The sequence below is a fragment of the Flavobacterium eburneipallidum genome (assembly GCF_027111355.2).
Classification (GTDB): domain Bacteria; phylum Bacteroidota; class Bacteroidia; order Flavobacteriales; family Flavobacteriaceae; genus Flavobacterium; species Flavobacterium eburneipallidum.
Map to the genome: position 1 here is coordinate 344,624 of NZ_CP114291.2, position 12,559 is coordinate 357,182.

Annotated in this window: 9 protein-coding genes; 6 read left to right on the top strand and 3 right to left on the bottom strand. The window is 32.2% G+C overall.

The annotated features are described in order from the left end of the window. Positions 1 to 16: 16 nt before the first annotated feature. Complete coding sequence (gene rnr, locus OZP15_RS01345) at positions 17 to 2,191, bottom strand: ribonuclease R (RefSeq protein ID WP_281336796.1); 2,175 nt, start codon at positions 2,189 to 2,191, stop codon at positions 17 to 19. 820 nt (positions 2,192 to 3,011) lie between these two features. On the opposite strand from rnr, the gene rpiB reads away from it, so the two are divergent. The 6 genes from rpiB (at position 3,012) to OZP15_RS01375 (ending at position 11,409) form a co-directional block, all read left to right on the top strand. After that, positions 3,012 to 3,440, top strand: a complete 429-nt coding sequence (rpiB, locus tag OZP15_RS01350; protein WP_269226717.1) for a ribose 5-phosphate isomerase B — start codon at positions 3,012 to 3,014, stop codon at positions 3,438 to 3,440. A 3-nt stretch (positions 3,441 to 3,443) separates the two neighbouring features. Beyond that, on the top strand, positions 3,444 to 4,364 hold the full coding sequence (locus OZP15_RS01355) for a cation diffusion facilitator family transporter (RefSeq protein ID WP_281336797.1): 921 nt from the start codon (positions 3,444 to 3,446) through the stop codon (positions 4,362 to 4,364). Positions 4,365 to 4,799: 435 nt separating this feature from the next. Continuing rightward, on the top strand, positions 4,800 to 6,662 hold the full coding sequence (locus tag OZP15_RS01360; RefSeq protein ID WP_281336798.1) for a DUF3858 domain-containing protein: 1,863 nt from the start codon (positions 4,800 to 4,802) through the stop codon (positions 6,660 to 6,662). Next, on the top strand, positions 6,659 to 8,566 hold the full coding sequence (locus tag OZP15_RS01365; RefSeq protein ID WP_269226720.1) for a DUF3858 domain-containing protein: 1,908 nt from the start codon (positions 6,659 to 6,661) through the stop codon (positions 8,564 to 8,566). Before OZP15_RS01360 ends, OZP15_RS01365 begins: the two co-directional genes overlap by 4 nt. 30 nt (positions 8,567 to 8,596) lie before the next feature. Continuing rightward, a complete protein-coding gene (locus OZP15_RS01370; RefSeq protein ID WP_269226721.1) occupies positions 8,597 to 9,184 on the top strand; it encodes a hypothetical protein in 588 nt (195 codons plus the stop codon). Between the two features lie 101 nt (positions 9,185 to 9,285). Continuing rightward, entirely contained in the window at positions 9,286 to 11,409 is a 2,124-nt protein-coding gene (locus OZP15_RS01375; protein WP_281336799.1) for a Tex family protein, read from the top strand. Between the two features lie 57 nt (positions 11,410 to 11,466). Here OZP15_RS01375 and OZP15_RS01380 read toward each other — a convergent pair whose 3' ends face one another. Both OZP15_RS01380 and OZP15_RS01385 read right to left on the bottom strand, forming a co-directional pair. Continuing rightward, positions 11,467 to 12,105, bottom strand: coding sequence for a porin family protein (locus tag OZP15_RS01380; RefSeq protein WP_269226722.1), 639 nt, complete (start codon positions 12,103 to 12,105; stop codon positions 11,467 to 11,469). Between the two features lie 189 nt (positions 12,106 to 12,294). After that, on the bottom strand, positions 12,295 to 12,492 hold the full coding sequence (locus tag OZP15_RS01385; RefSeq protein ID WP_269226723.1) for a Sec-independent protein translocase subunit TatA/TatB: 198 nt from the start codon (positions 12,490 to 12,492) through the stop codon (positions 12,295 to 12,297). Between the last annotated feature and the right edge of the window lie 67 nt (positions 12,493 to 12,559).

A 12,559-nucleotide genomic window follows, 5' to 3' on the forward strand; every position in this document is an offset into this window, starting at 1 on the left:
AGTTCTAGTTTAAAATCTAATTCTTTCTCAAATAATAAAAATCCAATTGTTTTTTGACTAAATCGGCGGTTTTTACTTTTACATAAATCTCGTCACCTAGTTGCAAAACACTTTTAGTGGTTTGACCCACAAGTGCATATTGTTTTTCATCGAATACAAAATAATCGTCTTTAATCTCACGTATTCTTACCATTCCTTCGCATTTATTTTCGATGATTTCTACAAAAATTCCAAATTCGGTAACACCTGAAATCACTCCCAAAAACTCTTCATCTTTGTGATCCTGCATGTATTTAATTTGCATATATTTAATTGAATCCCGTTCGGCTTTCGTAGCTAAACCTTCCATTTGAGAGCAATGAATACATTTAGTTTCAAAAATTTCTTCACTAACTGATTTACCCTGATCCAAATAAAATTGTAATAATCGATGTACCATTACGTCAGGATAACGACGAATTGGCGAAGTAAAATGACTGTAATAATCAAATGCTAAACCATAATGACCAATGTTATCTGTAGAATATTTGGCTTTACTCATGGAACGAATAGCAAGCGTATCGATCAAATTTTGTTCTTTTTTTCCGCGTACTTCTTCCATTAATTCATTCAATGCGTGTGCTACAGAACCTCCTGCAAAATCAACAGTATAACCGAATTTTTTGATTAGTTCCTGCATGGCTAAAAGCTTATCTTCATTGGGTTCGTCGTGAATTCTATAGATAAAAGTCTTCTTTTGTTTACCAATATATTCGGCTACTTTTCTGTTAGCTAAAAGCATAAATTCTTCAATCAAATGATTGGAATCTTTACTTTCTTTAAAATAAACGCCTTCTGGATTTCCGCTATCGGATAAATTGAATTTTACTTCCACTTTATCAAATGATAAAGCACCGGCATCCATACGTTTTTGACGCATAATTTTAGCTAATTCATCTAATTTTAATGTAGCATAAACAATATCATCCGAAACTTTATAGGATTCTCCAGTGATGGATGTTTCCAGTGGAATTATATTTTCTTTAGTTTCAATAATATGCTGCGCTTCTTCATAAGCAAAACGTTGATTGGAATCGATTACCGTTCTTCCAAACCATTGATTTTTAATGACAGCTTTATCATTCAATTCAAAAATAGCCGAAAAAGTATATTTTTCCTCATTTGGACGCAAAGAACAAGCAAAGTTAGACAAGACTTCTGGCAACATTGGTACTACTCTATCCACTAAATAAACAGATGTAGCACGATTATAAGCTTCGTCATCCAAGATGGTTCCTTCTTGAAGATAATGGGACACATCGGCAATATGAATCCCTATTTCGTAGTTTCCATTATCTAAAACTTTAAACGAAAGTGCATCATCAAAATCTTTGGCATCTTTTGGGTCAATAGTAAAAGTTAAGGTTTGTCGCATATCTCTACGCTTGGCAATTTCGTCTTCCTGAATAGAAGTATCAATTTGCTGGGCAAAAGTTTCTACTTCGATAGGAAATTCAGCTGGCAAACCATATTCAGCCAAAATAGCATGAATTTCGGTATCGTGTTCACCTGGTTTTCCGAGTATTTTTGTTACTGATCCAAAAGGAGAATCCGCTTTTTTAGGCCAATCTTCGATATGAACCAAAACCACATCTCCATTTTCAGCACCTCCCATTTTATCCTTTGGAATAAAAATATCGGTGTACATTTTTGGATTGGCAGTAGATACAAAAGCAAAATTAGGTTGAATGGCAATTACACCTACGAAATCAGTTTTGGCTCTTTCGACCACTTCCATCACTTCGCCTTCAGGACGTTTTCCTTTTCTTCGATTATAGATATAAACTTTTACTTTGTCTTTGTCTAAAGCACGATTCAAATTATTGGTAGGAATAAAAACATCTTCTCCAAATTCAGGACAGATGAAATAGGCAGTTTTTCTACCCGTCATATCAATTGTTCCTTCGTAATAATCTTCAGAAATGGCTTTTACCAAATATTTTCCTGGTTCAGATTCGATGATTGCTTTTTGTGCAGCAAGAAGTTTCAGATCGTGAATGATTTCATTTCTAGACTTGGTATCATCCACATCTAGAATAGCTGCTATTTGTTTGTAATTGTAGGCTCTATTGCTATTTTGGGTTAAAATTTGTACAATTTTATTCGAGAAATCTTTAGTTTTCTTTACTGGCTTTCTAGGTTTTTTACTCATAAATCTTTTCTTAAAAGTCTAAAATTACGAAATAGTTATAAGTACTAGCCTATAAGTTGTAAGTTTTAATTAAATAATAACTTTTTACAACTTGACTCAATATTAAAAAACCAAAAGATTTAAAATTCCAACCTTTGTATTAATTCTATTTTTTCAAAATTATTTTTTGTTTTCAAAATTTGAAGTTGTCAACATATATTTAAAACAACAAAAAGAAAAAGGAATTTTAATTAAATTTTTAATGGTTATTATAGTGTGTTAATAGTTGCTATAAATTTATTTTTAAAAGTTGAATTTTCTAGTTATTTTTTTTTATATTGATTTATCAACATAGTTATATCAAACTAAATCTTTCATTTTTAAGACATTTTAAAAAGCTGTTAACAGTTGTTGATAATTCAAAAAAAAGGATTTTTGTAGATAAGTTAGTTCTTGATTTTTGTTAACAAAGTTGTTTTTTCTATCGATAACTTTTCTAAAAATTAACCAAACTAAATTTGGTTTTTTCATCTTGGTTTTGGATTAGGTTTTTATTCGATATCAACAAGAAATAGTTCTAATTTTCTTTCTCAACTTATTAACATTTTATGTTAACACAACGTTAACTGAATATCAACGATTTAGGTTTTACTATTAACAATATAAAATTTTAACTTCATAATTACATTATAATCAGTGTTTTATATTGATTGTTAATTATTCTATATTCTTTAAAATACAGAAGATTAACACTATAGCTACTATTAGATTTAATGCGATATATTTAAAAATTCCATAATTCTTTCCCTAAATTTGCACTTTAAAATTTAATACAAAAGAAATGAAAATCTCCATTGGAAACGACCACGCAGGACCAGATTATAAAAAAGCTATTGTTCAATATTTAGAGTCAAAAGGACATCAAATAACTAATTATGGAACCGATTCAGAAGCTTCTGTTGATTATCCAGATTTTGGTCATCCTGTAGCAACTGATATTGAGGAAGGTAAAGCCGATTTTGGAATCGTAATCTGTGGTTCAGGAAACGGAATTGCCATGACGGTTAATAAACACGCTGGAGTTCGTGCTGGTTTGTGCTGGACAAAAGAAATTGCTTATTTAACTCGTTTGCATAACAATGCTAATATTGTGAGTATTCCTGCTCGTTACACTTCTATTCAGCAAGCGATAGAAATTGTAGATACTTTCTTGAATACTGAATTCGAAGGAGGAAGACATCAAACCAGAGTCGATAAAATAAGCTGTTAAATTTTGGAACACAATCACAATCATAACCACGGTCATCACCATCCTACAGTAGAAGGTAAAAACCTGTTGTTTTCGATTGTTTTGAATATTATTATTACGGTGGCACAAGTCATTGGCGGAATTCTTTCGGGAAGTTTGGCTTTGATATCCGATGCGCTGCATAATTTTTCGGATGTACTTTCTCTGGTTTTTAGTTATGTAGCTCATCAATTATCCAGAAAAAAAGCATCTGTAAATCAGACTTTTGGTTACAAAAGAGCCGAATTGATTGCGGCATTTGTCAATGCCATGACCTTGATTATCGTCGCCTTGTTTTTGGTTTATGGAGCTATCGAACGTTTTTTCAATCCACAACATATTGAATCGGGATTGGTAATTTGGCTTTCGATTTTAGGAATTGTTATGAATGGTTTATCGGTAGTTTTATTGAAAAATGATGCCGATAAAAACCTGAACATGAAATCGGCTTATTTGCATTTGTTTACAGATATGCTGGCTTCGGTAGCGGTTTTGGTTGGCGGTTTGCTGATGAAATATTTCCAATGGTTTTGGGTTGATAGTGTATTGACGTTGTTGATTGCGATTTATTTGATAGTGGTCGGTTTCGATTTACTCAAAAAATCGACTCAAATGTTGATGCTTTTTACGCCCGATCATCTTGACATCAACGAAATTATTAGCGAAGTGCATAAAATTTCGGGCGTAAATAAATTACACCATATTCACGTTTGGTACCTTAATGATGATGAATTGCACCTCGAAGCGCATTTAGACTGTTCAGAAGATATAAAAATATCTGAATTTAATGTACTTTTGGATAAAGTGGAGCAGGTTTTATTCGAAAAATTCGACATCAATCACATCAACATTCAACCCGAATATAAAAAGGAAGAAGATTCGAAGGACTTTATAGTTCAGGATTAGATTCCTCAAAAATAGAGTGCTTCGTACCAAATAAATTAAAGCTTGGTTGATAAAACCTAGCTTTTTTTGTTTTGCATTAACTGTATTAACGTTTTTTATTTTTTAAAGCGGTTCTACTGGAAATATTATGAACCTATTCTTTTTTCATCCATTTAGAAAATTAAGGTTCATTAAGTTGTTTTTGCTTTATTTTGGATGAAAATAGTGTTATTTATTTTCAAACCACTAATAAATGTGACCTAAAAACGATCCAAATCTTCATTTTCTTAATTACCTTAATGGTTTACTTTTTTGTCTTTCAAATTAATGTCATTAGAACTCCTAAAGCTAGTTTAATCGAGATTATCCAAGTTTTGAAAGCTTCTTTTAAAAAATAGTTCATGACACAAACAACAAAGTAAGAATAATTTTTATTTTTACCCCAAATTAAATCCGATGAAAAAATATATTGTATTGTTTTTATTTTCGTTTCAATTGTATTCACAAGAAAAATCAAAAATAGTTTACAGCAACGAAACCGTTAGTATTAATTCTGGTAAAACTTTGGAAATTGAAACTTTTGTAAATGAAAGCAGAGCAATTTCAAAAAGCAAAAATACCCAGGAATATTCTATTCGGATTCCTTTTGATAGTTTTAGCGAAATTTCAAATATTAAAGGATCGACATATATTGCCAAAACAGATAAAAAGGTAGATTTAAGTGCTTATTCTATTGGTACGTTCGATGCCGAATATGAAAATATTTATAAGAGCGACAATAAGTTCAAATATTTTGTGATGCCCAAGGTAGAAGATAATTCTTTAATTGAATTCTCTTATAAAACTAAAATTAAACAACCTCGTTTTTTATCCAGCTTTCAATTTCAGAATCTAATAAAAACAGAAACGGCAAAGCTTCAAATTAGATGTCAATCCAGTACAGAAATAGGATATAAGCTTTTTGGAAATTATCAAGACAAAATAGTCTTTACCAAAACAAAAGAAGGTAATCTAGATATTTATACTTGGGAAGCAAAAGATATTCCCGAATTTGAAGGAGAGGAGGATATGCCAAGTTCATTACATTTTATGCCACATATCATATATTACATCAAAAGTTATGAAATATCAGGCAAAAAAGAAGAATTATTAGGAACGCCAGAAAAATTATATCAATGGTATTATTCAATCACAAGAGACATTAATAAAACCGATCAAACAGTTTTAAAAAATAAAACATTAGAACTGATAAAAGACAAAAACTCCGATTTAGAAAAGGCAAAGGCAATTTACCAATGGGTGCAACAAAATGTACACTATGTGGCTTTTGAAGACGGGATGGGAGGTTTTGTTCCCAGAGAAGCCTCGGATATTTTTCAAAAATTATATGGAGATTGCAAGGATATGGCAAATCTTTTGAATGAAATGTTTCGATACGCTCAATTGAATTCCAATCTTACTTGGATAGGAACACGTAATAAGCCTTATACATACGAGGATGTTCCAACGCCACAAGTAGATAACCACATGATAACGAATCTAGTTATTGATGGTAAAAGTTATTTTATGGATGCCACTGATAAATTTTGTCCGTTTCCGTTTCCTTCTGCTTTTATTCAAGGTAAAGAAGCTTTGATAGGAAAATCAGAAAAGGAATTTAAAATAGAAAAGGTAGCAGAAGTTGTATCCAGCAGTAACAAAACTTCGGTTTCAATGAAATTAAATCTGGAGGATAATACTATTGTGGGAGATGTAACTGCAACTGTATCAGGATTAAAAAAGAGTTATTTGTTAAATAACCTTTCTGCTTACAATCAAAAAGAAAGTGAAATTTGGAAAAACATTATAACTGTAAATAATCAGAAGATATTGTTAGAAGTTCAAGAATTGCAAAAAAATGACTATCAGGAACTACCATCAAAAGCAAGTTTTAAATTGAAATTAGAAAATGGAGTCAAAGATGTTAACGGCAAATTATTATTGAAACCGCTATTGCTTTTTCCTTTAAAAGAAAGCCTGATTGATATTGAAAAAAGAAAACTTTCTATAGAAAATGATTTTGCTTATGTTTATGAAATTCAATATGAGTATCAATTGCCGGTAGGTTATAAAGTAGAATTTGTGCCTGAAAATTCAAAAACTGAAAACGATTTGGGAAGTTTTGACATTCAGTACAAGTTTTCAAACAACACCGTCACGGTAACCCAAAAAACAGAATCCAAAAAATTACTGCTGGAAAACAAAGATTTTGTCCTTTGGAATTCCTTCATAAAAACATTAAATAAACAATACAATCAATCTATAATTCTCTCCAAATGATGAAAAAAATTGCCTTAATTTTTGTCTTATTATTATCCTTTCAAGGTTCTTCACAAGAAATAAAAAGTTACACTTGGGATGAAAAACCAATCTTCAAAGAAATTCCAGATGAGTACAAAAACCAACCCGCAATTGTTTTATTCGACAAGCGTTGGGTGCATACCCGAGTAGGAGCCTATGCTTACGCCACGTTTGGAATGAATCACACGGCCATAAAAATCAATAAAGCCGAGGAAATTAACAATTACAACAAGATTAAAGCCCAAGATAACGGCTATATTCGTGATGTTCGCGATTTTCACGCCCGCGTCATCAAACCAAACGGAGAAATCAAAGTATTGCCGCAAGACAAGATCATAGAGGCAGAAATAGATAAAGTAAAATCGATAGTTTTTGAAGGTGTTGAAGCGGGCGATATTTTGGAATATTATTTCATCATAAAAGAGAATCCAATATCTTATGGTGTAGAAGTTTTCCAAAAAGAAATTCCAGTTTTGTTTGCTGAATTCACACACACTCAAGAAGGGGTAAAATTTGAAACTTTTGCGTCGCCAGAGTTTCAATCAACAGATATTAAACCAAAAAAAGTATTTACTGCATCAAATATCCCTCCTTTTAAAGAAGAATCAAGCGCTCGAAATGTTAAAAATTTAGTGAAATTAATCTATATGGTGTATGTACCACCCATGAATACTTATGGCTGGAATACTTTTTTGCCAGCCAGTTATAAAAAGCCAACTTTTCAGTATTTTAATAAAAGTCAGGCTCGGGAGTTTATCGAAAAAATGGATCTAGGCACGTTATCAACAGAGGAAAAATTAATAAAAATAGACAATTACATCAAAGACAATTTTGATTTTGTTTGGAGAGGAGAAACCGCCAAAAAAGTATCCAATCTCAACGATGGAAAATTAAAATTGACAGCTAATGATATTTTCGATTTGTATGGATTTACACTCAAAGAATTGGGAATTAACTATAAAGTAGTCGTTGGAATGTCCCGTTTTATAGGTGATGTTGATACCGAAAAATTTGTAGTACCTCTGACTCACGAGTTTATGTATTATATTCCCGAAACTCAAAAATTCCTTTCGCCTTACGAGAAACATTTGTGCTATGGCTATCCAATGTATGAAGTACAAGGTTCAACAGCAAAAACTTATGATCCTGCTAACAAAGAATTTCATAAATTGACTTTTCCCATTACTCCAGCCGAATTTTCAGTAAACGAATCGCAAAGCAACGTTTCGCTTTCAGATGATTTGCTTATGACATCCATTGAAAAATTATATTCAAACACAGGATACGACGGACAATTATTCAGAAATTGGATAACTTATTTCAAGGAAAATAAAGAAGAAAAAGACCTTTCAGAATTTATTAAAAATAAAATATTTGGCGATGATTTCGATTTAAAAATGATCAATTATAGTTTTGAACATCAAGAGTTCAAATACAATTATACGAACACGCCATTTACCATTAAAGTGAAGGCCGAAGCCAAAGAATCCTTAACTGAAAATGCCGGAAACCTGGTTTTGGTAAACCTCGGAAAAATGATTGGAAAACAAGCCAATTTATACCAAGAAACGGAAAGAAAATGGGATGTGGACATCAATTACGCTAAAACATTCAAGCACAAAATAATTTTCAACATCCCCAATGGATACGAGGTCGAAAGTTTCAAGGATTTGGTAATCGACAAGAAAATGGGAGGAGACGAAAGCAAGAACTGTTCTTTCAAATCTACCGCAAAAGTGGAAGGAAACCAATTGATTGTCGAGGTTTTCGAGATTTACAAATCCATAAATTACCCAAAGGAAACCTATCAGGAATACAGAAATGTAATCAACGCATCTTCGGATTTTACGAAAGCATCGGTGGTGTTGAGACCCAAGAAATAAAAGGGTTTAATACATTTAAAAAAGAAATTTATGAAGAAAATAATTTTAATTGCTGGAATTTTTGCATTGATGTCATTTAGCTTAATTGGTAATGACAATTATGTATTGTTATTTGAAAAATCAAATAATATTAAAGTATTTAAGTATGGTAAAAAGTATTTTTATGAATATTTCTTGGATGAGAAAAAAGAAATTAACGGAAACGATTATTATGTAGAAATCAGAAAATATTCTTGGGGAGAAATCGATACTACATATATAAGAAAAACGGAGTTTAATTATTTACAATTTAATTCAAAAACGAAAAGTGAATCCGTATTGCTACCGATTCAGCCAAAAGTTGGCGATAATTGGATTGAAAATGACGGAAGTTGGAAATATGAGGTAATAGAATCAGGCGTATCTTTTAAAACGCCTAAAAGAAATTATTACGATTGTATTTTAGTTAGTTGTAAACAAATAACAAATAGAGATTCAGATAAAAGCGAAGAATATTTATTATACTATTCTAAAGAATTTGGATTTGTTGGAAATGTTGACAATGAGAATAATGTTTTAAGCTTTTTAAACGAACTAAAATTGAATACACAAAAAGAAGATAAAATAAATGTAAAATAAAAACGATTGTATAACAGCTAAAACAAGAAATTTTGGTTTAAATTTTTTAGACCTTAATGTAGTAAAGAAACATTCATTACTTAAAAAGCCTAAATCAAAAAATGACCAACATACAATTCATTGCCAAGTCTGTTCAAACAGCTCCCATAAACATTCAAAACACCGTTCAATTATTGGAAGAAGATTGCACGATTCCGTTTATTTCCCGTTACCGAAAAGACAAAACGGGGAATTTGGATGAGGTTTTGATCGAACAAATCGCCAAACTCCAAAAAGAGTATGAAATCATTGTAAAACGAAAAGAAGCGATTTTAAAATCGATTGAAGAGCAAAACTCATTAACTCCCGAATTAGATAAAAAAATTCAGCAGAGCTACGATTTACAGGAATTAGAGGATTTTTATTTGCCATTCAAAAAGAAGAAAAAAACCAAAGCCGATGTCGCTCGCGAAAATGGATTAGAGCCTTTGGCAAAAATCATAATGGAGCAAAATAATGACGATGTCGATTTCTTGGCGACAAAATATCTGAACGACAATGTGATTAATGAAGACACCGCTTTACAAGGCGCACGTGACATTATCGCCGAATGGATTAACGAAAATATTTATGTTCGTAAACAATTGCGAAGACTTTTTCAAAGAAAAGCAACTATCACTACCAAAGTCGTAAAAACCAAAAAAGACGAACAAGAGGCTCAAAAATTTAATCAATATTTCGATTGGTCGGAACCTTTGACCAAAGCACCTTCGCATAGATTGCTTGCGATGCTTCGTGCCGAAAATGAAGGTTTTATCAAATTCAAAGTAGAAGTTGATATTGACGAAGCCTATGATATTATTGACGAATTGGTTTTAAAAGGTCAAAATCCGAGTACACCACACGTACAATTAGCTATTGAAGACAGCTATAAAAGATTATTGAATCCTGCCATTTCAAACGAAGCTTTGCAGGAAGCCAAAGCCAAGGCTGATGCCAATTCCATTCAGGTTTTTGCGAACAATTTGGGACAATTGTTGTTGGCACCTCCTTTGGGCGAAAAACGAATTCTGGCCATTGATCCAGGGTTTAGAAGTGGTTGTAAAATCGTTTGTTTGGATGAAAAAGGGGATTTGTTGTACAACGAAACCATTTATCCACACGCACCTCAAAACGAAACGGCAATGGCGATGAAAAAGATAAAATCGATGGTCAATGCCTATAACATTGATGCGATTTCCATAGGTAACGGAACGGCTTCAAGAGAAACCGAATTCTTCATCAAGAAAATCGCTTTCGACAAGCCTGTTCAGGTTTTTATCGTTTCGGAGGCTGGTGCTTCGGTTTATTCGGCTTCGAAAATTGCGAGAGAAGAATTTCCCAATTATGACGTGACGGTTCGTGGCTCGGTTTCCATCGGGCGAAGACTTTCTGATCCCTTGGCCGAATTGGTGAAAATTGACCCAAAAGCCATTGGCGTAGGCCAATATCAACACGACGTGGATCAAACCAAACTCAAAGAAGAACTAGACAATACGGTAATTCGTTGTGTGAATTCGGTCGGGATAAACATCAACACAGCAAGTAAGCATTTGTTGGGTTACGTGAGTGGAATAGGAGAGAAGTTGGCCGAAAACATCGTAAACTATCGTTCTGAAAATGGCCCTTTTGAAGACAGGAAACAATTGAAAAAAGTGCCTCGTTTGGGCGAAAAAGCCTATCAGCAAGGCGTGGCTTTTATCCGAATTTCGAATGCTAAAAATCCTTTGGATAATTCGGCTGTACATCCTGAAGCATACTCTATTGTAGAAAAAATGGCAAAGGATTTAAAACTCTCTGTAAATGATTTGATTGCCAATAAAGAGAAAACGGCTTTGATTAAAGCAGAGAATTACATCACGCCCGAAATAGGTTTATTAACCCTGAAAGACATCATCAAAGAGCTTGAAAAACCGGGATTGGACCCAAGAAAATCAGCCAAAGTTTTCGAATTTGACCCGAATGTAAAAACGATTAAAGATTTGAAAACTGGAATGATTTTACCCGGAATTGTCAACAACATTACCAATTTCGGTTGCTTTGTCGATATTGGTTTAAAAGAAAGTGGCTTGGTTCACATTTCCCAACTCAAAGCCGGTTTTGTGAGCGATGTGAATGAAGTGGTCAAACTACACCAACACGTTGAGGTAAAAGTCACAGAAGTAGATGAAGACAGAAAGAGGATTCAGTTGACTATGATTTTGTAAACTAAAAAAGACAATTTCAAAATTTTGAAATTGTCTTTTTTTAATTGATTCTATTAACTATAACTGAATTACACCACCAAGGTTGAAACTAAAACCGCCATTTGTTATATCATTTTGATTGGCTTTGTTGATATTTGTTAATCCATTAAACCATTGAGCATCAATTAAAATTCCAAATTTTTCAGTAATTCCTATCTTATATCCAATTCCGAAAGACATACCCAATTGAAAAGTCTCGATTGTATTACTTGGAATTTTACTAGAGAAACCATTTTCAACTAATGTAGCTTTTGTCAAAAAAGAAGGACTCAAACCAAAATTCAAATTCCATTTTCGGGTGCTACCAAAATGCCAATTGGCATTAACTGGAATACTAATATAATTTAATTTATCTTCGTAATGATTAGTAGTATATGGAGATGCAGGGTCATAATCTGTATTAGTTAACTTGTACTCACCTCCCATTTTATCAAAAATTAATCCAGAGCGTAAACTCCATCTATTATTGAAATAGTAATCAATTGTTGCTCCTAATTCAACTCCAGAATTAGAGTCTGTAGAACCATCATCATTGTACTCTGAAAAACTAGAAGTTCCAATTTTTGGAGTAATTTCAATAGCTCCTTTTTCTTTAATTTGTGCGTTTGCTGATCCAAAAATAACCAAGGCTACTATTGAAAATAGAATTTTTTTCATCTTTTATTTTTAGCGTTAATACTACAAATATAATTGTATATATTAGATAACAAAATTTTGTAATGTTATTTGTTTGTAATTTTAATCAAAGATTCAAAAAAATGAAAACAGTATAAAATTAAAAATTCCAAACCTCAAGGATATAAATACTTGTGATTTGGAATCTATTATTTTAAAAAGTTGAGAAATTTATTCTTTAGTTTCTTCTTCTTTTTTATCGGCTGGTTTGTCGTCTTTAGCGGCATTTTTGAATTCTTTCACTCCACTTCCTAAGCCTTTCATTAGTTCTGGAATTTTTTTACCTCCAAAAAGTAACAGAATAGCTATTCCGATAATAATCCATTCAGAACCTCCAGGCATTGACAAAAAAACAATTAGATAATTCATCTTATATATTTTTAATAATAATTCATAATTTACATCGCAAAGATAAATAGAATTCTTTAACATAAAT

Excerpts from the sequence above, each read along its gene's own strand:
- OZP15_RS01370 (WP_269226721.1), top strand. The coding sequence starts at position 8,597 with ATGAAGAAAATAATTTTAATTGCTGGAATTTTTGCATTGATGTCATTT.
- OZP15_RS01365 (WP_269226720.1), top strand. The coding sequence starts at position 6,659 with ATGATGAAAAAAATTGCCTTAATTTTTGTCTTATTATTATCCTTTCAA.
- rpiB (WP_269226717.1), top strand. The coding sequence starts at position 3,012 with ATGAAAATCTCCATTGGAAACGACCACGCAGGACCAGATTATAAAAAA.
- OZP15_RS01360 (WP_281336798.1), top strand. The coding sequence starts at position 4,800 with ATGAAAAAATATATTGTATTGTTTTTATTTTCGTTTCAATTGTATTCA.
- rnr (WP_281336796.1), bottom strand. The coding sequence starts at position 2,191 with ATGAGTAAAAAACCTAGAAAGCCAGTAAAGAAAACTAAAGATTTCTCG.
- OZP15_RS01375 (WP_281336799.1), top strand. The coding sequence starts at position 9,286 with ATGACCAACATACAATTCATTGCCAAGTCTGTTCAAACAGCTCCCATA.
- OZP15_RS01380 (WP_269226722.1), bottom strand. The coding sequence starts at position 12,105 with ATGAAAAAAATTCTATTTTCAATAGTAGCCTTGGTTATTTTTGGATCA.
- OZP15_RS01385 (WP_269226723.1), bottom strand. The coding sequence starts at position 12,492 with ATGAATTATCTAATTGTTTTTTTGTCAATGCCTGGAGGTTCTGAATGG.